Here is a 25,573-nt window from a genome sequence, read left to right on the forward strand (position 1 = left end):
CCGGTACAAGGCCGCCTAGCCTGCAGAGGACGCCGGCGGCTCCGGCACGTACTCCATGACGCGGCCACGACCCTCGCGCTTGACGGCGTAGCAGGCGTGGTCGGCGGCATGCAGCACCTCGGCGACGCTCTCCATCGTGCCGTCGATGATAGCGAAGCCGATGCTGGCGCCGATACGAAACTCCCTGCCCTCCCACATGAAGCGCAGCTCGCGCACGGCCTCGCACAGGCCGTCGGCGATGCGGTAGGCATCGGCGCTCGTGCAGCCACGCAGGATCATCGCGAACTCGTCGCCGCCGATGCGGCACACGATGTCCTCGGCGCGCAGGCGCTGGCGGATCAGGTCGGCGACGGTGCGCAGCAGGGCGTCGCCAGCGGCATGGCCGGCGGTGTCGTTGACCGCCTTGAAGTGGTCGAGGTCGATGAAGCACAGCGCGCCGCGGTCATCCGCCCGGCGCGAGGCGGCGACCATCTCCTCGAGCGCCTGCTCGAAGGCCCGGCGATTGGGCAGCGCCGTCAGCGGGTCGTGCAGGGCCTGGTGGGCGAGGCGTGCGGTCGCTTCGTCGATCTTCGCCTGCATCAGCTTGTGCGCGCTGCCGATGGAGCGCGCCATCGAATTGAAGCCGAGCTGCAGTTCGCGCAGCTCCTCGCTGCCGGCGTGGTCGGGCACCTGCACGTCGAGATCGCCCGCAGCCATGCGCCGCACGGCGTCGACCAGGCGCGCCACGGGTCGCCCGACCTGGTTTGCAAGCCGCGTGGCAAGCAGCGCGGCAAACAGCAGGGTCACGAGCGCGAGGCCAAGCGTGGTCAGCATCGTCGAGCGCCACTCGGCGTCGAGCTCGCTCGTGTCGAGTTCGACGTACACCCAGCCGACCGGCCCCGGCACGCCGGCCGCCTCCTGCACACCGATCTCGTCGACCACCAACGGCACAGACATGACGGGCGCGGCGAAACCCTTGCGGCCGTCGCGCTGCTCGAGCCGGGAGGGCTGGCGCACCGACTTGACGCGGGCCGGTTCAAGCAGCCGCGCCTCGCCGTGCGAGGCGATGAGTTCGCCGCCGCGCTCGTACACAGCCACCGCCACCACGTCCGGCTGGGTGACCAAGGCCTGCAGCAAGCCATCGAGGATGCCGGGATTACCGGAGATCACGCCGTACTCAGCGGCTGGCGCGAAAAAGCTGACGATGGCGACACCGCGTTCGACGATCGCATCCTGGGTCATGCGCTCACCGCGGTGCAGGAACAACCCTGCCATCGCGGCAACGAGCAGCGTCACCGGTAGCAGAACGGTCAGCAGCAGGCGGTGGCGCAGGGGCAATCGGGCAGGATTCATGGCTGGTCACCCGTGGCGATGAGGCGCAGCAGTTCAGCGTCGTCCGCCACGCTCAGGCCGAGCGCACGGGCAACCTGGCGGTTGACGGCGATGTCGAAGGAGGCCGGTCCGCGTGGCGGCGGCAGCTGGACGCTCTCGTCCTTCTGAAGGCGCAACCAGGCGATGAGATCGGCGGCGACCTGTTCCGGTGTGGTGAAGATGGCCGCGAGCGCGCCCGCATCGACGTAGGCGCGCGAGAACGCGACGATGGGCTTCTGGAAGCGGTAACTGGTCAGCAGGATCGAGCGAGCCGCCGACGGCGACGACAACATGGCGTCCGGCACCGCGATGAGACTGTCGCTGTCGCGCAGCACGGCCTCGAGCCCCCTGATCAATTCAGCCTCGTCGCCGATGACACGCACAAAGAGATCGAGTCCGGACGCTGCCGCCGCGCGTTCGAGGTCAACACGATCACCCCGCTCCGGCCCCAGCAGCACGCCCGCGCGCCGGGCGTCCGGCAGTACCGCCTTGAGCAGGCGAAACTGGCGCTCGGCGGGTTGGTCGAGCGTGAACGCCGACAGCGGCCTGTCCGGATGCGCCATGCGCAAGGCGTCAAAGCGTGCCTGTCCAATCATCGCCGCCAGCGTCGGACGCGGATTCAGGCGCAGCGCAGCCGATAGCGCCGCATCGCCGCTGGCCACGACGAGGTCGGCGCGCGCAAGCGCCACATCGTCGAGCCCCTCGGCCGGCGTCCCGGCATCCAGCACGCGGTGGCCCAGCCCCGCCGCAGCGCGACTGAACGCCTGCGCGAACGCGGCATGCGCCCCCCCGCGCTGCGACACAACCACCGCCACGTCCAGCCCCGCACGGGCGGGCAACACGAGACCCAGCAGCAGTCCGGCCAATAGCCAGATGCGAACGCGGAGCCCCCAGCCTCGGCACATGGGCGGACTTACCAGCTCAGGTTGAGGCTGGCGAACAGCCGCGGCTCATGACGGTAGCGCCCCTCGTGGAAGTCGGCATAGCGCCCGCCGACGCTCTGCGCCACAACCGCAACCTCATTGCCCGAACCGGGCTCACCAAAGCTGCGCGCCAGCCGCAGGTCGAACCGGCCCTGCTCCGGTACGCGATCGCCGTCGTTGAGCCAGTTCATGACGGCGTGGCGGTAGTAGCCCATGCTGGCGCGCCAACGGCCCGGCAGGTCCTTCATCAGCAGCAGCGAGGTGATCGAGGTCGGCGCACTGGTGTCAAAGTCAGGATCGGGGACGTCCTTGCCGGCGTTGATGTCGATCACGGCCTGCGACAGCACGATCCGGCCCCAACCCGGCCGGTGCCAGTCGACGCTGAACTCGGCCCCGGTCATGTTGAAGGTGCCGGCGTTTTGGAACAGGAAGGAACGCGGCCCGCGTCCGTCCCTCAAGTCATATTCGAACGGCGCATATCCCGATGGCGCGGGCGGACAGAAGCGCTCGCCGCTTGGCAGCGGCCGCTCCCACGGCTGTCGCGGATAGAAGCAGCGCTGGTCGTCGATGTAGTCTGTGTAGTGCTTGTGGAAGGCCCGCACATCGAGCCCCAGGCCAAGTTCGCGGAACATCGCTGCATAGCCGATCTCGATGTGCCGCACGCGCTCCGGCTGCATGTCGTCGCCGGCCCGCAGGAAGAGCTGCTTGATCTGCGAGCCGATGCGCACCACCTGTTCTGCATTCGACTCGACCAGCGACGGCGTGCGGTACGACACGCCTGCCGACAGGCGCAGCGCCGACTCGGGCGTGAGCGCGTAGTTGAGCGCGAAGCGCGGCGAAAACAGCGGGCCGCTGTAATGATGATCTTCGAGCGTGCCGCCGAGGTCGACCTTCAGGTGCTCGACCGGCGACCACACCACGCTGCCGAAGAGCTGGCTGCTGGTGCCGCTGAGCGTGCCGCGGGTGTTGAACATCGACGCCGCGCGCGCCGCCTCGCGCCGCACACCCGCACCCACCATGAAACGCCACGTCGGCGAAAGCGTCGTGCTGTATTGCACCTCGAGGTCGTCGCGCCGAACATCACTGTTCATGTCGAGCGGAATCACCAGCGGCGGGTAGCGGGTATTGACCCAGGCCGCACGCATCCGCTCGTCCTGATGGTAGTACTGGACCGTCAGCTCGGAGTCGACGGCAAAACTGCGGCGCCACGTCAGATGCAGAAAGTTCGAGCGTGACTTGTCCTCGCGCAGCGGCTCCTCGAGGTCGCCGGGAATCCCGCGATCGCTCGTCCCGTCACTGATTCCCAGCATCAACCCCAGTTCGTCGCGCGTCGACAACTGCGCCGTCGCACTGAGGTTGAGCACCGACCGGGTGATGGTCTCGCGCGGATTGACCTCGCCACCGTCGTCGACGTAATTGCGGAAATTGACCGCGCGCCGATGCGAACCCGACAGGCGCCAGTCGATCGCGGCATCGGCGCTGCCATTGGCGCGAAAGCCGTGGTCGTAGAAACCATCCTCGCCCAGGCGCGAGATCACGCGCGCTCCGCTTTCGGTCGAAGGCGAGCGGGTGATCAGGTTGATCACCGCCTGGAAGGCATTCACGCCATACGCTGCGCCGTTCGGCCCACGCACCACCTCCACGCGCTCGAGGTCATCGACGCGCAGCGGGAGATCCTGCCAGTTGGTGTTGCCCCACAAGGGGCTGTTGACCGTACGCCCATCGATCATGACCTTGATGCGGCGGTCGTAAGCATCGCCAAGCCCGTGGTTGGCCACGGAGGGCGAGCCGTCAGCCCAGTCCGCGACCATGAAGCCGGGCACCAGGCGCATCAGGTCATGGATCTCGGTGAAGCCCGACGCAGTGATCATCTCGCGGTCAATGATCGTCACCGCGACCGGCGCATCCACCGGCGACTGCGCCATGCGCGAGGCGGTGAGCACGATCGGGATGTCGTCGAAGAACGCATCCGCGGCCAGCGCGCCTGGGCCGAGGACGGCAAAGCGAAAAAGGCGACGGACGGACACGGCAACTCCATTCGGTACAAGATGTTTTACAGCGGTGCAGCTTTGCATGTGCCTGCCAGCGGCGTCCACCCCGGCGCGGTGTCGGGCGCGACAATCCTCACGCTGGGGCGCAGGCATCACGCCCCGTTTGCAGCCAGCGCCCGCACGCCGTCGGCAACGAACTCCACCGCCAGCGCGGCCAGCACCAGGCCCATCAGTCGGGTCATGATGTTCAGCCCGGTCTGGCCGGCGAAGCGGCTGATGCGCCCGGCCATGCGGAAGCACACCCAGACGATTCCCCCGATCACGGCACCGATCACCAGCAGCGCCAGCATGTCCCACCAATGCTCGACACGCTCGGCATGAATGATGACCGTGCTGACCGTGCCGGGGCCGGTCAGCAGCGGAATGGTAAGCGGCACCACGGCGATGCTCGAGCGTTCGGCCGCCTCGTGCTGTTCCTCGGGCGTAGAGCGGATGCGTCCCGGCTCGGCATTGAACATGTTCAGCGCGAGGATGAACAACAGGATGCCGCCGCCGACCTGCAGCGAGGGAATCGAGATGCCGAACACCCCGAGCAGCCCCTGGCCGAACAGGGCGGCCACGCCGATGACGATGGCCGTGGCGATGGCCGCGGTGTTGATGGTGCCGTGCCGCTCGCGTACCGACTGCCCCGCCGTCAGGCTGAGGAACATCGGGATCGCGCCGAACGGGTTGATCAGCGCCAGCAGGGTAATGAAGACCTTCAGTGTTTCCATGGATTCCGGCTCCGCGCACGCCACGCATCCGCAGGCGATGCAGGGCGAGGAGGATAGCGCAAGCTTGCTAGACTTGCGGCACGCCGCAGTCCATTTCTCGCAGCGCTCCATTCCATTTTCAAGGCACCATGGCCCTCACCCACCCCGAAGGCTGGCAACGACTCCCCGCCGAAGGCGCCCGCGGCCGCGAGCGAGCGACCCTCGAGCGGCTTGCCGCGGCACTGCCGCGCGACTGGACCATCTATCATGGCCTGCACTGGACGCGCGCCGAGGGCGAGCAGCTGGTGTTCGGCGACATCGCCTTCGCCGTCATGGGGCCGACCGGCCGTGTGCTGCTGATCGAGCAGCACGCCGGCTTTCTCGACGAGACCGCTCAGGGGCTGATGCGTCCCGGGCGGCGTCGCCCCCAGCACGTCAGCGTCGAGCTGGCACGCAGCGCCGACGCCCTGCGCGCCCGCCTGCGCCCGCTGCTGGACGGAGCCGAGCCCCAGCTCGACATCCTGCTCTACTGCCCCGACTACACCGTGCGCCAGCCCGGCAGCGCCGGCCTCGACCCGGCCCGCATCGTGGACGCCAGCCGACGCGAGGCCTTCGCCGCCATCGTGCAGGCACTGACGCGCCATGCCGACGACCCACCGGCCGAGCCTGCCCGCTTGCAGGCCTTGCACCGCTTCTTCGCCGACCTGCTGGAGCTGGTGCCGGATGTACAGGCCTATGTCGGCCAGGCCGACGACCTCACCACCCGCCTGTCGGGTGGCCTGACCGAATGGGCGCGCCGCATCGACATGACTCCGCACCGCCTGCGCGTCGTCGCCACCGCTGGCAGCGGCAAGACCCAGCTGGCGCTTGCCGCCTACACCGACGCGCTCGCCGCCGGCCGCCGGCCGCTGTATGTCTGCTACAACCGCCCGCTGGCCGACCACTTCGCCCGCATCGCCCCCACCGGCGGCGAGGTCGCGACCTATCACCAGCTGTGCGACCGCCGCCTGCGCGACGCCGGTCGCCCGCCGCGCTTCGGCGCACCGGGCGCCTTCCGCCGCATGGAGGCGGAGTTCGCGGCGCTGGTCGAGGCCCGACCCGAGCCGGACTGGCAGTTCGACGAACTGATCATCGACGAAGGCCAGGACTTCATGGAGCCGTGGCGCGATGCGCTGCTGGCGCTGCTCAAGCCCGGCGGCCGCGCCTGGTGGCTCGAGGACCCGCTGCAGAACCTGTACGACCGCCCCGCCGTCGCCCTGCCCGATTGGGTGCGGCTCACCGCCGACACGAACTACCGCACGCCGGCCGACATCCTGGCGCTGCTCAATGCCCGCCTGCCCCTGCCCGACCCCATCCGCGCCGGCAGCCCGGTGACCGACAGCGAACCCGAACTGCTGGCCTGGCATGACGACGCCGGCCTGCTGGACGCGACCCGGCGCGCCATCACGCGCGCGCTGGGCCTCGGTTTCCGGCGCGAGATGATCGTGCTGCTGACCTTCCGCGGGCGCGAGCATTCGCGCTTCACCCCGCTCGACCAGCTCGGCCCCCACCGACTGCGCGCCTTCACCGGCCGCTACGACCTGCTCGGCGAACCCGAGCACTCGCAGGGCGAGCTGTTGATCGACTCCGTCTATCGCTTCAAGGGCCAGTCGGCACCCTGCATCATCTTCACCGAGATCGACTTTGAGACAACGAACGGGGCCCTGGACGAGCTGACCATGCGCAAGCTCTTCGTCGGCGCGACGCGGGCGACGATGAAGCTGATCCTGGTGGCGTCGGAGCGGGCGGCAGCCCATCTCGCCCCGGCGTGATCCGCCGGCCGTGCAGGACTAAGATGGCGACATCCAAGCCCTGAGACGGAGGACAGCATGAGCCACAAGCACCGCAGCGTCCTGCAGGCGATCTTCCACGAACCACCGAGCGGCAACCTGCACTGGCGTGAGGTCGAATCGTTGCTGAACCATCTTGGCGCCAGCGTCGAATCCGCTCACGGCGCGCGCTTTCGGGTGGTGCTGAACCGCCACGAGTTCTTCCTGCACCACCCCCACCACGGCGGGGATTTTCCGAAGCAGGCGGTGAAGCAGTTGCGCGAGTTCCTCGCCGGGGCCGGCGTCACACCTTCGCTCTACGACGAACAGGCGCGCGACGAGTAGCGACCGTCAGCCCACGGCGCGCACGCTGAACACCACGTCGTCGTTCCAGTGCTGCAGCAGCACGCGTGCGACGCGGTCCTGCCACAGCGCGGCGAAGCGTTGGCGCTCGACATCATCGGCTTCGCCACGCACGCAGCGGCCAAGCAGCAGCGCGGTGTCCGGGTGGGCCGGCACGTGCGACAGGTCGGACGCGACGTCGACCGCCGCGCCGGTGTCGATGCGGGTGACGCGGACCGACAGCGGGAGTTCGTGGCCGAAGTCCTGCAGCCCGCGCCGTGCGAATCGGCCGCCGATCCCCTTGAAGCCGCCGTCCTGGGCAGCGCCGGTGAGCAAGGTGAGCACGCTGGCGGTCACGCCGGTGACGCCGTCCTCGAGCCGGCTGGCGAAGGCGAGCCGCACGCCGCCGCGCTCGGGCAGGCTGTCCGGATACAGCGCAGCGAGCGCGCGGCAGCCGAGTACATAGGCGGACGCAACCGTGGGGCAGGAATGACCGGCGAGCTTGACTGCATCGGCATAGCCGTATTCGAGGAGACCATCATCGGCCGCGCCAAGGAAGGCGGCCAGCGCATCGCGCACACGCAGCGTGGGAACCTGGTCGAAGAAGGCGGGGAATTTCACGGACACGCTCCGGGGACAGTGCGGGAAGAAGCCCCGCATTGTCCGCAGCAGCCCGTCGCGCACCTTGATCCGGCTCAGATCGGGCACCGTTCGGGTGGCTCGATCCAGGCCGGACCACGCCTCAGACCGCGAGGTCGATCTGGTTCACCGTGCCGGCGCGGCCATCCTCGCGCAGGTAGATGCTGCTCGCGCGCATCTCGCCGAGGGTCTCGTTGGCGGCATTTCGCAGGCTGAACGGCGTGTCGACGCGCCCCAGGTAGAAGGCGCCCACGCCCGCCTCCTTCAAGGTCTGGAGGCGACCCGGACCTTGGGCGTCGGGCTGCCACACGCGCAGCTGCGACCAGGCGGCGTCGGACTCGTCGATCCAGCCGTTGCCGTCGTCGTCCAGCGCGGCCAGCTCGGCAAAGCCATCGCCACTCGCCGGGCCGAAGAGTTCGCGCCCGTCGTCGATGCGCCCGTTGGCGTTGCGGTCAAAGGCGAGGAAGCCACTGCCCCCCACCATCGGCAGTTGCTCCTTGCTGCCGTCGCCGTCGAGATCGAACTCGAAGCGCAGGTCGGACAGGGCGGACGCCGGCCCGCCGAAGTCGAGCACCAGCGGGTCCTTCACCCGCTGCTCGCCGAAACGCAGGCTGGCCGACACCGTTTCGCTGTAGCTGCGCGACATCGTGAAGCCCAGCTCGAAGCGGATCTCCGCACCGTCGGCGGTGCGCACCACCCCGGCGGCGGCAAACGAGGTGGTCTCCGATTCAGCGTAGGTCGCGCTGAAGTCGTAGGCCATGCCGAAACCGGCGCCCTGGCTGCCCGCCGCACCGCCAGCGGCCCCCGGCGACAGCTCGGCATCGGCCGCCCGCAGGCGCTCCAGGTCGCGCGCACTGAAGCGCTGCACCGGCTTGCCGGTGAGGAACTCGATCATGCGGATCAGCATCGACAGCTTGGGATCGTTCTCGGCCGCGTCGTCCAGGCTGGCCGAGTCCGCCGCCTGAGTGTCGGCCGTGGCCGCGTCGGCGAGTTGGGCTGCGCGGCCGGCAGCGGAGATGTTCACCCCGTCCTGGCGCGTCTCGGGCAGGGCCGCATTGCCACGCCACACCTCCAGCCGCTCGCTCATCTCGAAGGACTGGCTGAACTGGCGGGACGATTGCAATTCGACATTGAAAGACGCGATTTTCACGGCAGGCACCTCGGGCGCAGAACAACGCTGAGGTATTAACGGCAGCCGGATCAAAGACTTGAGCGAGGAAGGGCGAACTGGCGTCGCACCGCCCCGCGTGGGTCTAGTGCAAACGCTCGACCAACTCGGCGAGGGCGGCCTCACGCCCGTCGTCGTCCCCCTCGCCCCCTTCGTTCAGGCCACGCGCAGTGGCACCTCCACTCACAGCCCATTCGGGATGGGCGCGCGCCTTCTCCAATACGTATGGCAGCGCCCCCTCGCGCCAGGCTTCGGCCACCTCGTCGGCAACCGCCTGCTCGCCCCGTACATCGATCGGCAGCAGCGCCGCATGGCCGCGCCCTTCGAGCGCGCCGAGCAGCTGATACTGGCGCAACGCCACGAGACGCAGAATGGCGTCGTCCACCGTCAGTTCGCGATGGCCGCGCAGGCGGGCGGCGATGCGCTCGCCGTAGTGGCCGAAGGTCTGCCACAGGCCACCTGCCACCGCGCCCAGCGCAGCGGCAGCACCGAGCGTGAGACCGCCGGTCATCAGGTCGATGCCGACCCCGGCCGCCGCGCCCGCCGCCACGCCGGTGGACAGGCGGATGCCCATCTGGCGCAGAGTCTCGGGATTGAACAGGTCGTCATCCCAACGCCCGTCGGTGAGCGGCAGTTCGTCGGCGCGGGCGTCGTCGGGGCGGAAGCGGTAGAGCCGGAGCAAGGCATCGACGCAGGCCTGCTCGCGCTGGCGCACCGCATCGCGCAGGCGCGCGACGGCGGCGGCCAGCGCGACGTCGGAGGCGTCGCCGACCCGGTCGCGGCGCGCTGCCAGCTCGAGCAGCAGTTCGGCAACCAGGCGCCGCGCCGCCAGACGGCGTTCGTCGGCCTCGTGTGCGCGGGCGTCGATCAACCGCTGCAGCGCCGGGCGATGGCTGTGCATCAGCGTTGCCAAGGTCTCGAACAGCTCGCGCTCGCCTTCGAGCGCAGGCGCCACGGTGTCGAAGCTGACCACCGCATGCAGGTTCAGCCGCGCCAGCGCGGCGCGCCAGTCGTCCACGCGCGCGTCGGCCGAGGCCACGAAGTTGAGCACCGGCAGCAGCGGACGCGCGCAACCCGCCAGCAGCTCGAGTTCATCGCGGTGCTTGGGCAGCACCGGGTCGCGCGCATCCACCACGTACAACGCCGCGTCGCTGGCGAGCATCTGGCGCAGCACCTTGGCCTCCTGCTCGAAACGCCCCGGCGCATCGGGCGTGGCGAGGAAGCGCTCGATGCGCGCCGGCCCGTCGAGACGCTCGCCGGCCGCCACCAGGGCATCGACGAACTCGAGCAGCGCGATCGCGTCTTCCATGCCCGGCGTGTCGAACAGTTCGACCGCCGGCCGGCCGTCGGCCATCAGGCGCAGGCCCTCGACATGGCGCGTCGTGCCTGCGGAGTCCGACACCTCGCCGAAGGCCACGTCGCGCGCCAGCGTGCGCAGCAGTGAGGTCTTGCCGGTGTTGGTATGGCCGACGACGGCCACGCGCAGGATGCTGCTCATCACCTCGCCTCCCCGGTCGTGGGTACGTCCTGCCCCGCGAGCCAGCGCTGCGCCGCGGCGGCGTCGACGATCAGCGCATCGGGCGCGAAGCCGAGGCGCGCGAGTCCATCGCGCCACAGCGCGAGACGCGCCGTATCGCCACCGACCGCCCACACGCGCGTTTCCGCGGCATGATCGGACAGTTCGGCGATCAACCCGAGGTTGCCGCGGTCGGGCGTGCGGCGCGGATCGATGGCCACCAGCAGGCGGCCCGGCGCGTCGGCGGCAAAGCGGTTCAGCGCAGCGCGGCGCTGTTCGCGGCTGTCGAGACGCCCGGCATCGAGCGCGGCAGGGAACTGCGCTGGCGGCCAGGCCACATCCGTCCCCAGCTCCAGCGCCACCAGTGCAGAGGAACCGCTGGCGCCGGGATCTGCGGCATGGCGCAGCGGGCGCGGCATGACCGCGGGTTCGGGATCGCTCACGCCGATGCGCTCGCTGTCGGGCATCAGCGCCGCCCGCAGCCTCGCGTAGCCCGGCCGCGCCAGATCCAGCTTCAGCCGGCGCAGCGCCGCGACCCACAGCCCGCCACAGGCCAGGGCCAGCCCCAGGCGGGGCAGCAGTCCGTACACCAGCAACGCACCGACGAGCCAGCCGGCCCACGCACGCCGGCCGGCTTCGTCCAGCATCGGCGCATCGCCGCTGGCGACAACGGTCGCCGGATCGGGCACCGGAAAGCCGAGCCAGGACGGCAAGGTGCCGAGTGCCGTCGTCAGCCCGACAAAAACCTCGCCCGGCAGGATCGTCGTCTCCCACACGAAGCCGTAGCGCCGCGTGGCCAGCAGCGCGAGCACGCCGGTCACCGCCCCCGCCAATGCCAGCGCCCACAATGTGTGCGTGACGCAGCCCAGCCCCCATTGGGCGATGCGCGTGCGACCGGTCAGGCCTGCAAGCGCCTGCGGCACGGAAGCCGCAGCCGGCGAGCGATCCAGCGCGGCAACCACGCGCAGCCACACGCCGCCCAGCGCGCCGCCCCGCGGCGCCACGCCGCCGCGCACGGGCAGCGCCGTCGCCGCCAACCACAGCAGCAGGCTGAAGAGATTCACGCCTAGCAGCCCGCCCAGCGCCCACACCACATTGACCGGGCGGCTACCATCCCCCAGCACGCCGGCGGCCGCACCGAAGCCGAGCACCAGCGCGAGCACCGCGGCCACGGCCAGCACCAGCCGGGCGCGTCCATGCCAGCGCAGGATCGCGTCGCGCCAGCCCTCGCGCGCACCGAGTGCATCGGCACGGTGCAGGATGCGCGTTTCAAGCTCCGCCGGCGTTGCGCCCACGGTAAGGCACTCCACCGCATCGTCCAGCGGACCATGGCGCTCCTCATGCCGACGCACCACCTCGGCGAGCCAGCGGGATTCGAAGGGAGTCAGGGGACGGGAGGGGAACAAGGCGGGTCTGCGGCGTATGGGTCGATGACAGCATAACAACCTCGCCGTCGATACGCAGCGACGCAGGTCGCGAAACCGCACAGCATGGCGCAGTGCGCGGGGAAGTCGCCGCAGCCGTGACGTATTCCTCGCGCAAGGTCATTTTGCCCCTCGCACGCGCCCCAAAAGCCAACGGCTTTGACAAGGATCAAATCCGGATGGCGTATGCGGGCTAGCCTGCGGGCTCGCACGTTTCAGGAGAGAGACCCATGACAGCAGAACTGTTCCACTGGACCGACGACTTCGGTGTCGGCATCCAGGAGATCGACGAACAGCACAAGGAACTCGTCGACCTGCTCAACCAGTTGCACACGGCAATCCACGAGCACCATGGATCGGAAGCCTCGCGCCGGATCCTCGACAAGCTTGCCGACTACACCCGCACCCATTTCGCCGTCGAGGAGAGCCTGATGCGGGTGTCGAACTACCCCGAATTCGAGGCCCACAAACAGAACCACGAGGACCTGATTGGCCAGGTGCAGGCCCTTCAGGAAAAGCTCGACAGCGGCCAAGCCGCGATCACCTTCGAGCTGCTGCACTTCCTCAAGGTCTGGCTGATGCGACACATCAACGAGGCCGACAAGCGCTTCGGCGCGCATTTCATCGCTCATGGCGGCGAGACCCAGTGGTCGGACCATGTCGAGAGCGCCATGAAAAAACGCAAGTGGTGGTGGAAGTTCTGGTAAAACGGGCCGGTTCGCAGGACACCCTCAACTTCCATCCACAACCGGCCTCATGAAGACATCGACTGCTTCCCTGCTTGCCCTCCTGCTCGGCGCGATGCTCGCAAGCGCACCCGCCCGCGCCGACTCGCTCGCCTGCCCCGACCTGTCCGCTGCAACGCAGGTTGCCGCGTGCCCGACGGACGAGGAACTGCGCTACACCTTCATGGGCTTCTGTGGCGACAACGCCCGGCTCTATGGCCGCGACATACTGACCTGCGCCTCATTCGAGAACTACCGCGAGGTCAAGAACACGGCACTGTGGGAGTCGGCCGACGGCCGCTTCGGCGGCTACCTGTCGTGCAACGTCGAGCCCGAGACGATCCGTGCCTCGAAGGCGAAGCGCATGCACGTCGAGCGTAGCGGCAAGGTCACGCGGCTGATGTGCGACTACGACAACGACCACCGCCTGGTGCATCGCACCAAGGCCGCGTGCAAGGTCGAAGTGGAAGACTGCGCCAGTGGAGAATGTCGCGCCAACTGCGAGTAAGCAGCCCGGCGCGACACGCGCAGGCCCTCAGCCGGCACGCAGCGGCTCCTGGCCGGTGAAGCTGCCCAGGATGGCGACGACCTCGTCCTCGGACAGGTCGCGCACGATGAGTACGAGCCGGCTGCGGCGGTCATCGTAGGGCGGCGTGTCGGGCCACGCCGGCAAGCTGGTCGTCGGGTACAGGCTGTGCTGGACGCACTGCAACACCCGCGGCAAGGGGTCGCCTATCACGTTGAGCAGCCCTTTCAGGCGCAGGATGCGAGCGCCATAGACCTGCAGCAGCAGGCCCAATCCGTCCGAGAACTCGTACCACGACAGCGGCTGGTCGAAGGTCAGCACGAAGCTGTGCACGCCGGCGTCGTGGCGGGGCGGGCCATCGTCGTGCGTGACCACTGGTGCCTGCGAGCCCCCCTTGCGCCAGACCGGCGCGGCGGTCGCAGCCCGCTGGCGGGCGGCGCGCGCGGCCTCCTCGCCCAGCCAGGCGGCGACGTCCGGGTGCTTGCCGGCTGCGTCGTACAGCCCGCAATCGAACAGCGCATCCGGCGCCACAACGCCCTGCGCCACCTCGATCTGGCGCGCACCCGGATTCAGCGCCGCCAGCCGTTCCGCCAGCGCCCCGCGCCCGGCCTCGTCGGCCAGATCGCACTTGGTCAGCAGCAGGCGATCCGCCATCGCCACCTGTCGCACGGCCTCGGCGTGCGTGGCAAGCTGGTCCACGGCATGCGTGACATCGACCGCCGTCACCACGCCGTCGATGCGATAACGCTCGGCAAGGAAGGGATCGGACATCAGCGTGTGGATCACCGGCGCGGGGTCGGCCAGGCCGGTCGTCTCGATCAGCACGCGCTTGAGGCTCTTCAGCTCGCGCCGCAGGGCACGCAGGAAAAGGCCCTTGAGCGCCCGCACCAGATCGCCCTGCACGCTGCAGCAGATGCAGCCCGAATCGAGCACGACGAGGGTTTCGTCCACCTTCTCGACCAGGTGATGGTCGACGCCGACTTCGCCGAACTCGTTGATCAGCACCGCGCAGCCGTCCATCTCCGGCTGGCGCAGCAGGTGGTTCAGCAGCGTGGTCTTGCCGGCGCCGAGGAAGCCGGTGAGGACCGTCACCGGAATGCGGCGGTCCTCGGCGGCGGGTGCGGTGCTCACTGCCAGCCTCCGCCCAGCGCCTTGTACAGCGCGACTCGGTTGGTGGCATCGGACAGACGCACCGAGATCAGCTCGAGCTCGGCGGCATAGAGGCTGCGCTGCGCGTCGAGCAGGTTCAGGTAGCTGTCGACCCCGCCCTTGTAGCGCGCCTCCGACAGTTCGAAGCTCTTCTGCGTGGCCTCGACCAGCTTGCGCCGCGCGTCGAGCTGCTCGGCCAGCGTGGCGCGATCGGCCAGCGCGTCGGCGACCTCGCGGAAGGCCGACTGGATCGCCTTCTCGTACTGCGCGATGGTGATGTCGCGCTGGATCTCGGCCACATCCAGGCTGGCCTGCAGGCGGCCGGCCTCGAAGATCGGAATGCGGATCTGCGGCATGAAGCTCCAGGCGCGCGATCCGCTCTCGAACAGGCCATCGAGCGAGGCGCTGGCGGTGCCGACCGTGGCGGTGAGCGTGATCGACGGGAAGAAGGCCGCGCGCGCCGCGCCGATGCTGGCGTTCGCAGCACGCAAGGCATACTCGGCCTGCACGACGTCGGGACGGCGGGTCAGCACTTCGGACGGCACGCCGGCCGGCAGCTCGGCCACGCTGGCGATCGCCGCGTCGAGACCCTGCGGCAACAGCGCCGGCGACACACCGGCGCCGACGACCAGCGCCAGCGCGTTCTCGTCCTGCGCGACCAGCGCAGCATAACGCGCGGCATCGGCGCGCGCCGTCTGCAGCAGGGTCTCGGCCTGGCGCAGGTCCAGCGCCGACACCGCGCCGGCGTCGAAGCTGCGCTGGGTCAGGTCGAAGGACTTCTGCCGGGTCTCGAAGGTGCTGCGCGCCAGCGCGAGGCGCTCGCGGTCGGCCGCCAGGCGCAGCCAGGCGTTGGCGACTTCGGCCACCAGGCTGATCTGCGCGCTGCGGCGCGCCTCCTCTGTGCCGAGATAGGTCTGCAGCGCCTGTTCCTCCAGGCTGCGCACACGGCCGAAGAAATCGAGCTCGTACGAGGCGAAGCCGAGGTTGGCGCTGTACTGGCGGCTGACGGTGGACGCGCCCGAACTGTTCAGGTCGCCGGGCACGCGCTGCGCGCTCTGCCCGCCGCTGGCGGCGATGGTCGGGAACAGATCAGCACGCTGGATGCCGTACTGCGCCCGCGCGCGCTCGATGTTGAGCGCGGCGACGCGCAGGTCGCGGTTGTTCTGCAGCGCGAGTGCGATCACCTCGCGCAGGCGCGCATCGGCGAAGTAGTCACGCCAGGCGACGGCCTGGGCCTGCTGCGCGGCCGCCGAAGCCTCGCTCGGCGCGGCCTGCGGGAAGCTGGCAGGCACCGGCGCCGCCGGACGCTCGTAGGCGGGGATCATCGAGCACGCGCCAAGCGTGGCGGCAGACAGCGCCACCACAAGGCTGCGCATGCGAAGGGAAACGGGTGTCATCGGAAACTTCATGTCAGCGGCCCTCCTGAGCGGCCGGAACCGGTACGGCGTCCGCACCCTCGCGCGGCTTGTCCGGGAAGATGCGCTTGATCACCACATAGAACAGCGGCACGAAGAAGATGCCGAGCAGCGTCGCGGCGATGGTGCCGCCGAGCACCCCGGTGCCGATCGCGTTCTGGCTGCCGGCGCCGGCGCCGGTGGCGATCGCCAGCGGCAGCACGCCGAAACCGAAGGCGAGCGAGGTCATGATGATCGGGCGCAGTCGCATGCGCACCGCCGTCAGCGTGGCGGCGATCAGATCCTTGCCCTCCTCCATCTGCGCCTTGGCGAATTCCACGATCAGGATCGCGTTCTTCGACGACAGGCCGATGGTGGCGAGCAGGCCGACCTGGAAATAGATGTCGTTCGACAAGCCGCGACCGGTCGCGGCCAGCAGCGCACCAAGCACGCCGAGCGGTACCACCAGCATCACCGCGAACGGCACCGACCAGCTCTCGTACAGCGCCGCCAGGCACAGAAACACCACCAGCAGCGACAGCGCGTAGAGCGCCGGCGCCTGCGAGCCGCTGCGGCGTTCCTCATACGAGGTGCCCGACCAGTCGTAGCCGATGCCGGCCGGCATCTTCGCCATGATGTCCTCCACTGCCTGCATCGCCTCGCCGGACGATAGCCCGGGGGCCGACTGACCGAGGATCTCCATCGACGGCTGGCCGTTGAAGCGCTCGAGGCGCGGCGAGCCGTAGGCCCAGTGCGCGGTGGCGAAGGCCGAGAACGGCACCATCTCGCCGGCCTTGTTGCGCACGTACCACTTGTCGAGGTCTTCCGGCGTCATGCGTGCGGGCGCGTCGCCCTGCAGGTAGACCTTCTTGATGCGACCGCGGTCGAGGAAGTCGTTGATGTAGCTGCCGCCCCACGCGGTGGCCAGAGTGTCGTTGATGTCCGCAATGCCGACCCCCAGCGCACCGGCCTTGGCATGGTCGATGTCGAGCTTCAACTCGGCCACGTCCTCCTGGCCGTTCGGACGCACGCCGACCAGGCGCTTGTCCTGCGCGGCCATGCCGAGGAACTGGTTGCGTGCGGCCAGCAGCGCGTCGTGGCCGAGGCCGGAGCGGTCCTGCATCTGCACGGTGAAGCCGCCCGAGGTGCCGAGCTCGATGACCGCCGGCGGCACGAAGGCGAACACCATCGCCTCGCGGATCTGCGAGAACGCGCCCATCGCGCGCCCGGCGATCGACTTCACGTCCATGCCGGGTGCCTTGCGCTCGTCCCAGGGCTTCAGGTTGACGAAGCCGATGCCCATGTTCTGGCCACTGCCGCCGAAGCTGAAGCCGGCCACGGTAAACACCGCGCGCACCGTGTCCTTCTCGTTCTCCAGGAAATGCCGCTCGACCTTCTCCAGCACCGCCAGCGTACGCTCCTGCGTGGCACCGGCCGGCAGCATGATCTGGTTGAACATCACGCCCTGGTCCTCCTCGGGCAGGAAGGAGGTGGGCATGCGCGCGAACAGCAGGCCGAGCACCGCGACGATGGCGACATAGATGGCGAGGAAACGCACGCTGCGCTTGACGATGCCGCCGACGGCCCGCTCGTAGCCCTGGGTGCTGCGCTCGAACCTGGTGTTGAACCAGTGGAAGAATCGACCGAACAGGCCGCCTTCACCCGGCTCGTGGCCCTTCCCCACCGGCTTCAGCATGCTCGCGCACAGCGCCGGGGTGAACACGATCGCCACCAGCACCGACAGCGCCATCGCCGACACGATGGTGATCGAGAACTGGCGGTAGATGACACCGGTGGAGCCGCCGAAGAAAGCCATCGGCACGAACACCGCCGACAGCACCAGGCCAATGCCGACCAGCGCGCTGGTGATCTGGTCCATCGAGCGCTTGGTCGCCTCCTTGGGCGGCAGGCCCTCCTCGCTCATTACCCGTTCGACGTTCTCGACCACGACGATGGCGTCATCCACCAGCAGGCCGATCGCCAGCACCATGCCGAACATGGTCAGGGTGTTGATCGAGAAGCCGAAGGCGGCCATCAGGCCGAAGGTGCCCAGCAGGACCACCGGGATCGTCATGGTCGGGATCAGGGTGGCGCGCAGGTTCTGCAGGAACAGGTACATCACGAGGAAGACCAGCACCACCGCCTCGATCAGGGTCTGCACGACCGACTGGATCGAGATCTTCACAAAGGGCGTGGTGTCGTACGGCACCACGTACTTCACGCCGGCCGGGAAGTAGCGCTCCATCTCGTCAAGCTTGGTGCGCACCGCGGTGGCAGTGTCGAGCGCATTGGCCCCCGACGCCAGGCGGATGCCGACGCCCGCGGCCGGCTGGCCGTTGAAGCGCGCCACGGTGCCGTAGTCCTCGGCACCGATCTCGACCCGGGCGACGTCCTTCAGGCGGACCTCGCCGCCCTGCGCGCTGCTGCGCAGCAGGATGCGCTCGAACTGCTCGACGGTCTGCAGGCGGCTCTGTGCGGTGATCGTCGCGGTGAAGCCCTGCCCCGGCACGGCGGGCGTGCCGCCGAGCTGGCCGGCCGAGACCTCGGCATTCTGTGCGACGAGCGCAGCACGCACGTCGGACGGCGTCAGCTTGTAGTTGGTGAGCCGGGCCGGATCGAGCCACACGCGCATCGCGTACTGCGAGCCGAACACCGTCACCTCGCCCACACCATCGACCCGCGACAGCGGGTCCTGGATCGAGGCGACGAGAAAATCGGACAGGTCGGCGGCCGTCTGACTGCCGTCTTCGGACACGAAGCCGACGACCATCAGGAAGTTGCGTGCCGACTTGGCGACGGTGACGCCCTGCTGCTGCACTGGCAGCGGCAGCAGGGGCAGCGCCGTCTGCATCTTGTTCTGCACCTGGACCTGGGCGATGTCCGGGTCGGTGTCGGCAGAGAAGGTGAGCGTCACCGAAGCCTGGCCGTACGAATCCGAGGTCGAATTCATGTACAGCAGCCCGTCGAGGCCGGTCATCTTCTGCTCGATGATCTGCGTCACCGAGTCCTCGACGGCCTTCGCCGACGCACCCGGGTAGCGGGCATTGACGACGATCGCCGGCGGCGCGATCGACGGATACTGGGACACCGGCAGCTGGGTGATCGACAGCGCGCCGGCCAGCATGATGACGATGGCGATGACCCACGCGAAGATGGGTCGATCAATGAAGAAGCGGGCCATGGTGCCTTACCTCACTTCGCCGCGACGGCCGCGGGGGCATCGCTCGCTGCCGGGGCGGACGGACCCGCCTCCTGCGCCTGCACCGGCGCACCGGGGCGTACCTTCTGCAGGCCTTCGACGATGATGCGCTCGCCCGCGGCCAGGCCGCCGGTGACCACCCAGTTCGAGCCCAGCGACTGTGCCACCTGCACCGGGCGCGCCTCGACCTTGTCCTCGGCGCTCACCACCATCACCAGCGCATTGCCGCGCGCGTCGCGCGACAATGCCTTGTGCGGCACCAGGATTGCCTCGCTACGCGTGCCTTGCGGCAGACGAGCACGCACGTACATGCCCGGCAGCAGCACACCCTTGGCGTTGGGGAACTGGGCGCGCAGCGTGACGCTGCCCGTGCCCTCGTCCACCGTCACCTCCGACAGCGCCAGCCTGCCCTCGGCGGCGTACTCGCTGCCGTCCTCGAGCACCAGCTTCACCGGCACATCGCCCTTGGCGCTCGCCTTGAGCCGACCAGCCTCGAGCTCGCGGCGCATGCGCAGCAGTTCGGCGCTGGACTGGGTGAGGTCGACATAGATCGGATCGAGCTGCTGCACCGTGGCCAGCGCCTGCGCCTGGTTTGCGGTCACGAGCGCGCCAGCGGTCACGGCCGAGCGACCGATGCGACCGGCAATCGGCGACTTGAGCTGGGTGTAGTCGAGGTCGATCCTCGCCTTGTCGAGCGCGGCCTTCGCTGCGGCCATATCGGCCTCAGCCTGCTTGAGCGCGGCCTGCGCATCGTCATTGGCCTGCTTGCTGACCGCCTCGATCTTCACCAGATCGGCATGACGCTCGGCCTTCAGCCGCGCCACCTGCACGTTGGCTTCGGCGCGCGCGAGGCTCGCCTTCGCGCTGTCGAAAGTCGCCTGGTAAGGCGCGGCGTCGATGCGGTACAGCACCTGGCCGGCCTTGACCTCGCTGCCCTCGTTGAAGGCACGCTGGGTGAGGATGCCGGTGACTTGCGGACGCAGTTCGGCGATCAGGTGGGGGCTGGTGCGGCCGGGCAACTCGACCACCATCGGCACCTCCTCCGCCTTGACGGTCTGCACGGTGACGGCCGGGGCCTGCGGAGCACCCTGGGCCGGCGCACCTCCCTGTTCCTTGCCGCCGCTGCAGGCGGCAAGGAACAGGGTGCTGAGGGCCACCGCAACGGCGGGCTTGAGGAAGGCATTGTTCGTGGTCTTCATTGGAGCCTCGTGAACGCGAGGAACGGGACTCTCGCCCGGACTCTTGGCCCGCGCTTAAACCCCGCTCTTTAGAATGGTTATTCTAGAATGAACGCTCATTCTATGTTAGCCTGTGCAGCATCGCAAGAAATTTGACGGAGCATCTTCGCGCATTTGCGTTGCCATGCATATGCGTAATGCACGAGACCAGAACCCCGCATGCAGACCACGGATACGACGCCCAACACCGACGCCTCGCGCGCAGCCGCCCGCCGCCAGCAGATCCTCATCGCCGCGGCCCAGTGCTTCCGCGACCACGGTTTCCATGCCGCGAGCATCACGAAGATATCGATCGCCGCCGGCATGAGCCCGGGCCACATCTATCACTACTTCGAGAACAAGGAAGCGATCATCGCGGCCATCGTGGCGCAGGACCTCGAGAGCCTGCTGACCCTGACGGCCCAGCTACGCGCCGCCTGCAACATGCGCGCGGCCCTGATCGAACGTGCCGCAGAAGGCGTGGCCGATCAGCTCGACCCGGTCAGCGCCGCGCTCAAGCTCGAGATCGTTGCCGAGGCTGCACGCAACCCGCGCGTGGCGCAGATCGTGCGCGAGGCCGACGCCGCCTGCCGGCGCGAACTCGCCATCACGATCCGCGCCATCCGCCGCGTCGCGGGTCATGAGGATTCGCCCGAAGCAATCGACGCCATGGTGGAAGTGCTCGCCTGCCTGTTCGAGGGCCTGCTGCTGCGCACGATCCGCCACCCCGACCTCGACCGCCAACGCGTCGCCAAGCGCATCCAGTTGGCGATCAATGACCTGATCGACCAGCCGGGTGACTAGCGGTCACACGGGACCGCCGCGGTTCGGTCACAGATAGCCCAGCTTCCCGGGCAGCCACAGCGCGAGCTGCGGGAACACGATCACCAGCGCCAGTCCGGCGCCCATCGCCAGCACCAGCCAGATCACCCACCTGAAGGTCTCCTCCATGCCGATGCCGGCGATGCGCGAGGTGATCATCAGCGAGATCGCCATTGGCGGCGTGAACTGGCCAATGGCGAGGTTGATCGTCATCATCACGCCGAACCACACGAGATCCCAGCCCATCGCCACCGCGATCGGCACCAGCAGCGGCAGCAGGATCAGGAAGATCGAGATCGCGTCGAGGAACATCCCGGCCGCCAGCAACAGCAGGTTGATCGACAGCAGCATCAGCCACTCGCTGGAATGCAGCCCGACCAGGGCCCTGGCTGCCGCATCGAAGATGCCCAGCGTGTTGCCTGCCCAGGCGAACACCGACGCGATGCCGATGATCATCAGCACCACCGCCGACAGCTCCGCCGCATCGACCAGAATGCGGAACAGGCCCTTGAAGCTGATGCTGCGGTAGATGACCATGCCGACGAAGATGCCGTAGGCCACGGCCACCACCGCGGCCTCGGTCGGCGTGAAGATGCCGGTGCGCAGACCACCGAGGATGATCACCGGCGCCAGCAGGCCCCAGATCGCATCGATGAAGCTCTTGCCCAGCGGCGGACGCTCGGCCTTGTAGTCGCGGCCGAAACCGTACTTGCGGCTGATGATGATGGCCGGCACCAGCAGGCACAGCGCGGCGATCATGCCCGGGAACAGGCCGGCGGCGAACAGCGCCGGCACGGTCGCCGCCGGCACCATCACGCTGTAGACGATGAAGGCCACTGAGGGCGGGATGACGATGGCGGTCGAACCCGAGGCGGCGATCAGACCCGCCGAGAAACCCTTCGGGTAGCCACGCGCGATCATCGACGGCAGCATCACCGCCGCCACCGCCGCCGCATCCGCCGGACCGGAACCCGAGATGCCGCCGAGCAGCATCGACACCAGCACCGCGACCACTGCCAGCGAGCCGGTCCATTCGCCGACGATCGCCGTCACGAAGCGCACCAGCCGGATCGCCACGCCGGAACGCTCGAAGATCATGCCGGCGAGAATGAACATCGGGATCGCCAGCAGCGGATACTTGGCGATGCCGGCATAGATATTGGTCGGCACTGCGAGCTGGTCGAAGCCGGCCAGCGCAAGCACCGCGATGCTGGCCACGCCCAGCCCGGTGGCGAGCGGCATGCCCGCGACCAGCGCGAGCAGAAAAAGGCCGATGAGGACTGTGCCGGTCATGCCTGTCTCCGCGCACGGCTCATCACCAGGCGCAGCACCAGCGCCACCGCCAGCACCGGCATCCACACCGTGTACCACCACTGCGGCACGCCGAGCGCGGGCGAGGTTTCCTCGAAGCGGTACTGGTCCCAGGTCAGCTTGCCGGCATAGAAGGCGATGAAGGCAAACAGGCTCGCGGTAACGGCAAACGACACCCAGTCAGCAAAGGCGCGCGCCCCGGGTGGAAGTTTGCGGACGAAGAAATCGACGCGGATGTGGCGGTCGAAGGCAAAGGCCGCCGACGAGCCGAGAAAGGACAGCACGATCAGCAGCGCGATCGAGAACTCCTCGGTCGCGGCGAAGGACTGCGAGGTGAAGTAGCGCGCCAGCACGTTGCCGAAGGTGATCAGCACGATCAGGCCCATGACGATGCCGGAGAGGATTTGTTCGACGGTGTAGGGCGCAGGGCTCGCGTCTTCGTGCTGCGATTCGATGCTCATCGAGAGTGCCAGTGATTCAGGAGATAGCCCCGACCGGATCCGGTCGGGGGCAAGCGGGGCGCAAGGCGCAATCACCCGCACCCATGTAGTCGGGGACGCGGTGGGCATTCCTGGCGCAGGCGAGGACTGTCTGAGCGAAGCGAGTTCCACAGCCTGCAGAAGGAATGCCCGCCGCGTCCCCGGCGGGCAGAACGAGGGCGATCAACGCTTGGCGATGTCTTCCTCAGCCTGCTTGACCAGGTCCGAACCGATCTTCTCGGCCCATTCCTTGTACACGCCGGCGGTGGCCTTGCGGAAGGCATCACGCTCGGCGTCGGAGAGGCGCACGACGGCCACGCCGTTGGCCTCGATCTCCTTCAGCAGCGCATCGTCACCCGCCGAAATGCCGGCGCGGGCGCGGGCGATCTCTTCCTTGGCGGCCTGCTGCGCCGCCTCGGACACCGCCTTGCGGTCAGCCTCCGACCACGAGTTCCACACGTTCTTGTTGACCACGAAGATCAGCGGGTCGGCGACGTAGCCCCACAGCGTCAGGTTCTTCTGGCCAACCGTGTGCAGCTTGGCGGCGTTGAACACGGCCAGTGGGTTCTCCTGGCCATCCACCGCACCGGTCGCCATCGCCGGCTGGGCGTCGGCCCAGCTCATCTGCGTCGGGTTGGCGCCGAGCGCGTTGAAGGTGGCGAGGAACAGCGGCGAGCCGACCACGCGCATCTTCATGCCCTTGACGTCCTCCGGCGTGCGGATCGGCTTCTTCGAGTTGGAAACCTCGCGGAAACCGTTTTCGCCCCAGGCCAGCGGCACCACGTCACGCTCGGCGAGGATCTCGAACATCTTGGTGCCGACGCGGCCTTGCGTGAGCGCGTCGATCGCCTTGTGGTCCGGCATCAGGAAAGGCAGCGCAAACAGGTTCAGCTCCTTGACCTGCGGCGACCAGTTGATGGTCGAGCCCACCGCCATGTCGATGATGCCCTGGCGCAGCGCGGTGAATTCCTTGGTCTGGTCGCCCGACACCAGCGAAGTACCCGGATAGACCTTGATCTTGATGCGGCCTTCGGTCTTCTCGGCCACCAGGTCGGCCCAGCGCTTGGCGCCCCAGCCCCACGGGAAGGCTTCGCCGAGCACGGTCGACAGCTTGTATTCATCCTTGTACTGCTGGGCCGAGACCGGCATCGACAGGCCGAGCGCAGCGGAAGCGAACAGACCGGCGATGAGGGCGTTGAAGCGGCGTTTTTGCATGAGACGTCTCCGTTTCTTGGTTTTGATTCGAGACGCGCGGCGGCGGACGCAGCGCAAGGGGAGCGTCGATTCTACAAACCGGGGAGCCTGCGGGCCAGCCCAAAATCGCCCGTTGCCGCCAGCGGGCTGCTCAACGCGGTGCCAGTGCCCGGCGCAGGAAGTCGGTGAGACTGCCGAGATGGTGCTCGAGATCGGCGAAGGACTCGTGGTCGCCCGACACCGTCATCAGCTCGACCGGCGTGTCGCCACGCGCCGCGAAGATCTGGTGCGCCTCGTCGATCGGCACCACCTCGTCGTCCTCGCCATGCACCAGCAGCACGGGCCGGCGGATGCGCGAGACGGTGGCGACAGGCGCGATGTCGTCGAAGCGGTGGCCGATGGTGCGCTGCACATAATCGAGGATGTAGCGGCCGACCGGGCGCTCGGGCAGGCGTTTGGCCGCCAGCCAGCGCCGCATCATCGCCGCGGGATGGGAGAAGGCAGCCACGCTGACCACCGCCGCCACCTGCGGCATGCGCGACGCCGCCAGCAGCACGGCACCCGCCCCTACCGAATGGCCCAGCAGCGCGATTCGCCGCGGGTCGACGCCCGAACGTGTGGCGAGCCAGGCGAAGGCGTGCTCGACGTCCTCGGCGAAGCGCGGCAGCGAAGCGAAGCTGTCCTCGTCGCTCGCGCCATGGCAGCGCGCATCGACGAACAGCATGGCGAAGCCAGCCTCGTGCAACGGCCGCGCCAGCGGCAGCATCAGCGCGGCGTTACCACCCCAGCCATGCAGCACCACCACCGCAGGCGCCGCAGAATTACCCGGCACGGGAATGAACCAGGCGTGCAGGGTCTTGCCGTTGGCCGTGGCGATGCGCACCGTGTCGAAGCCCAGGCCAAGCGCCGCAGGGTCGGTGTCATGCGGCACGCGCGGCGCCGCCAGCCCCTTGCGAATGCCCCAATGCACGGCCGCACGGCCACCGGCCAGGACCGCCGCCCCGGCGGCAAAAGCCGCGAAATAACCGGTCGTCGTTGCCATGTACGCTCAGTCCGTCCTCAGCCCATCAGCCCCGCCCACCACAGCCGGGCGCGGATACCCCACTCGGTGGTGTAGCCCACGCTCACCGAACGGATACGGCCCTCGCGGTCGAGCACGACGAAGGCCGGCACGCCCCGCAGACCGTAGCGGGCTGCGATGCGTCCGTCTGCATCCACTGCTGTGTTCCAGTCCAACCCACGCGCGGTCAGTACCTGCGACACCGCCGCGGCGTCGCCGGACTGCATCGCCACGGTCAGCACCGGCCAGTCGGCCTGCACATCGTCCATGCTGCCCTGCTGCGCGGTGCAGATGCCACACCAGTCAGCCCAGAAATACAGCCCGACCGGCCCCGCCGCGTGAGCCGAGCGCCATTCCGCCAGGCTGAGCTCCCCGCCTGCCGCCGAAGGCGCGACAAAGGGCGGCGCCTCGCCGTCGGGCACGTGACGCGTCTGCACCCAGTGCATGCCAAGCACGATGGCGACGACGAAGGCAAGATCGCGCGCGTAACGGCGCCAGCGCGGGGGTTTGGCGGAGACCGGGGCCGCGGCCGCGGCCGCGGCAGGATCAGGTTCGGACATCGTTCATCGCTTGTCGCACGACTC

General features: G+C 68.7%; 22 protein-coding genes. 5 read left to right on the forward strand and 17 right to left on the reverse strand.

Translation table 11 applies throughout. The features are described 5' to 3' along the window. Window positions 1-15: 15 nt before the first annotated feature. From CGK74_RS04005 to CGK74_RS04020, 4 genes are all read right to left on the reverse strand, one after another. Window positions 16-1,332: a GGDEF domain-containing protein gene (locus CGK74_RS04005; protein ID WP_094267199.1), complete on the reverse strand. Its 1,317-nt coding sequence runs from the start codon at window positions 1,330-1,332 to the stop codon at window positions 16-18. Then, window positions 1,329-2,255, reverse strand: a complete 927-nt coding sequence (locus CGK74_RS04010) for an ABC transporter substrate-binding protein (RefSeq protein WP_094267200.1) — start codon at window positions 2,253-2,255, stop codon at window positions 1,329-1,331. Before CGK74_RS04010 ends, CGK74_RS04005 begins: the two co-directional genes overlap by 4 nt. An 8-nt stretch (window positions 2,256-2,263) precedes the next feature. Beyond that, the gene (locus tag CGK74_RS04015; protein WP_240498609.1) at window positions 2,264-4,300 is read right to left on the reverse strand and encodes a TonB-dependent receptor plug domain-containing protein; all 2,037 of its coding nucleotides are present in this window, start codon (window positions 4,298-4,300) and stop codon (window positions 2,264-2,266) included. A gap of 116 nt (window positions 4,301-4,416) precedes the next feature. Next, window positions 4,417-5,037, reverse strand: a complete 621-nt coding sequence (locus CGK74_RS04020; RefSeq protein ID WP_094267201.1) for a MarC family protein — start codon at window positions 5,035-5,037, stop codon at window positions 4,417-4,419. Between the two features lie 128 nt (window positions 5,038-5,165). Here CGK74_RS04020 and CGK74_RS04025 point away from each other — a divergent pair, with 128 nt between their 5' ends. Together CGK74_RS04025 and CGK74_RS04030 are read left to right on the forward strand one after the other, a co-directional pair. Further along, on the forward strand, window positions 5,166-6,827 hold the full coding sequence (locus tag CGK74_RS04025; RefSeq protein WP_094267202.1) for an ATP-binding domain-containing protein: 1,662 nt from the start codon (window positions 5,166-5,168) through the stop codon (window positions 6,825-6,827). Window positions 6,828-6,884: 57 nt separating this feature from the next. After that, the gene (locus CGK74_RS04030) at window positions 6,885-7,169 is read left to right on the forward strand and encodes a type II toxin-antitoxin system HicA family toxin (RefSeq protein ID WP_094267203.1); all 285 of its coding nucleotides are present in this window, start codon (window positions 6,885-6,887) and stop codon (window positions 7,167-7,169) included. Window positions 7,170-7,175: 6 nt separating this feature from the next. Here CGK74_RS04030 and CGK74_RS04035 read toward each other — a convergent pair whose 3' ends face one another. The 4 genes from CGK74_RS04035 to CGK74_RS04050 all read right to left on the reverse strand — a co-directional run bounded on the left by CGK74_RS04035 (window position 7,176) and on the right by CGK74_RS04050 (window position 11,895). After that, the gene (locus CGK74_RS04035) at window positions 7,176-7,787 is read right to left on the reverse strand and encodes a hypothetical protein (protein ID WP_094267443.1); all 612 of its coding nucleotides are present in this window, start codon (window positions 7,785-7,787) and stop codon (window positions 7,176-7,178) included. Between the two features lie 121 nt (window positions 7,788-7,908). Beyond that, window positions 7,909-8,955: a hypothetical protein gene (locus CGK74_RS04040; protein WP_094267204.1), complete on the reverse strand. Its 1,047-nt coding sequence runs from the start codon at window positions 8,953-8,955 to the stop codon at window positions 7,909-7,911. Window positions 8,956-9,058: 103 nt separating this feature from the next. Next, window positions 9,059-10,471 carry a GTPase/DUF3482 domain-containing protein gene (locus tag CGK74_RS04045; protein ID WP_094267205.1) on the reverse strand — a complete coding sequence of 471 codons (1,413 nt, stop codon included), beginning with the start codon at window positions 10,469-10,471 and terminating at the stop codon, window positions 9,059-9,061. After that, window positions 10,471-11,895: a DUF2868 domain-containing protein gene (locus CGK74_RS04050; protein WP_240498610.1), complete on the reverse strand. Its 1,425-nt coding sequence runs from the start codon at window positions 11,893-11,895 to the stop codon at window positions 10,471-10,473. Before CGK74_RS04050 ends, CGK74_RS04045 begins: the two co-directional genes overlap by 1 nt. Before the next feature lie 248 nt (window positions 11,896-12,143). On the opposite strand from CGK74_RS04050, the gene CGK74_RS04055 reads away from it, so the two are divergent. Then, window positions 12,144-12,620: a bacteriohemerythrin gene (locus CGK74_RS04055; RefSeq protein ID WP_094267206.1), complete on the forward strand. Its 477-nt coding sequence runs from the start codon at window positions 12,144-12,146 to the stop codon at window positions 12,618-12,620. 49 nt (window positions 12,621-12,669) lie between these two features. Continuing rightward, a complete protein-coding gene (locus CGK74_RS04060; protein ID WP_094267207.1) occupies window positions 12,670-13,146 on the forward strand; it encodes a hypothetical protein in 477 nt (158 codons plus the stop codon). A 27-nt stretch (window positions 13,147-13,173) separates the two neighbouring features. On the opposite strand, the gene CGK74_RS04065 is transcribed toward CGK74_RS04060, so the two are convergent. From CGK74_RS04065 to CGK74_RS04080, 4 genes are read right to left on the reverse strand one after another with little or no spacing between them, the layout of a single operon-like run. Continuing rightward, entirely contained in the window at window positions 13,174-14,295 is a 1,122-nt protein-coding gene (locus CGK74_RS04065) for a CobW family GTP-binding protein (RefSeq protein ID WP_094267208.1), read from the reverse strand. After that, the gene (gene adeC, locus CGK74_RS04070; RefSeq protein WP_276206035.1) at window positions 14,292-15,722 is read right to left on the reverse strand and encodes an AdeC/AdeK/OprM family multidrug efflux complex outer membrane factor; all 1,431 of its coding nucleotides are present in this window, start codon (window positions 15,720-15,722) and stop codon (window positions 14,292-14,294) included. Before adeC ends, CGK74_RS04065 begins: the two co-directional genes overlap by 4 nt. Before the next feature lies 1 nt (window position 15,723). After that, window positions 15,724-18,888: an efflux RND transporter permease subunit gene (locus tag CGK74_RS04075; RefSeq protein WP_094267209.1), complete on the reverse strand. Its 3,165-nt coding sequence runs from the start codon at window positions 18,886-18,888 to the stop codon at window positions 15,724-15,726. Between the two features lie 11 nt (window positions 18,889-18,899). Then, window positions 18,900-20,105, reverse strand: coding sequence for an efflux RND transporter periplasmic adaptor subunit (locus CGK74_RS04080; protein WP_094267210.1), 1,206 nt, complete (start codon window positions 20,103-20,105; stop codon window positions 18,900-18,902). A 198-nt stretch (window positions 20,106-20,303) separates the two neighbouring features. On the opposite strand from CGK74_RS04080, the gene CGK74_RS04085 reads away from it, so the two are divergent. Then, the gene (locus tag CGK74_RS04085; RefSeq protein ID WP_094267211.1) at window positions 20,304-20,927 is read left to right on the forward strand and encodes a TetR/AcrR family transcriptional regulator; all 624 of its coding nucleotides are present in this window, start codon (window positions 20,304-20,306) and stop codon (window positions 20,925-20,927) included. A 27-nt stretch (window positions 20,928-20,954) separates the two neighbouring features. On the opposite strand, the gene CGK74_RS04090 is transcribed toward CGK74_RS04085, so the two are convergent. The 5 genes from CGK74_RS04090 to CGK74_RS04110 all read right to left on the reverse strand — a co-directional run bounded on the left by CGK74_RS04090 (window position 20,955) and on the right by CGK74_RS04110 (window position 25,549). Further along, window positions 20,955-22,238, reverse strand: a complete 1,284-nt coding sequence (locus CGK74_RS04090) for a TRAP transporter large permease (protein WP_094267212.1) — start codon at window positions 22,236-22,238, stop codon at window positions 20,955-20,957. Then, window positions 22,235-22,717, reverse strand: coding sequence for a TRAP transporter small permease (locus CGK74_RS04095; RefSeq protein WP_094267213.1), 483 nt, complete (start codon window positions 22,715-22,717; stop codon window positions 22,235-22,237). The genes CGK74_RS04090 and CGK74_RS04095 overlap by 4 nt, the downstream gene beginning before the upstream one ends. A 201-nt stretch (window positions 22,718-22,918) precedes the next feature. Next, on the reverse strand, window positions 22,919-23,950 hold the full coding sequence (locus CGK74_RS04100; RefSeq protein WP_094267214.1) for a DctP family TRAP transporter solute-binding subunit: 1,032 nt from the start codon (window positions 23,948-23,950) through the stop codon (window positions 22,919-22,921). Window positions 23,951-24,080: 130 nt separating this feature from the next. Further along, window positions 24,081-24,971, reverse strand: a complete 891-nt coding sequence (locus CGK74_RS04105) for an alpha/beta hydrolase (RefSeq protein WP_094267215.1) — start codon at window positions 24,969-24,971, stop codon at window positions 24,081-24,083. Window positions 24,972-24,988: 17 nt separating this feature from the next. Continuing rightward, window positions 24,989-25,549 (reverse strand): redoxin domain-containing protein, encoded by a 561-nt coding sequence (locus CGK74_RS04110; RefSeq protein ID WP_094267216.1) that lies wholly within the window; start codon window positions 25,547-25,549, stop codon window positions 24,989-24,991. Window positions 25,550-25,573: the final 24 nt, after the last annotated feature.

The sequence above is a fragment of the Thauera propionica genome (assembly GCF_002245655.1).
In the GTDB taxonomy this organism is placed as follows: domain Bacteria; phylum Pseudomonadota; class Gammaproteobacteria; order Burkholderiales; family Rhodocyclaceae; genus Thauera; species Thauera propionica.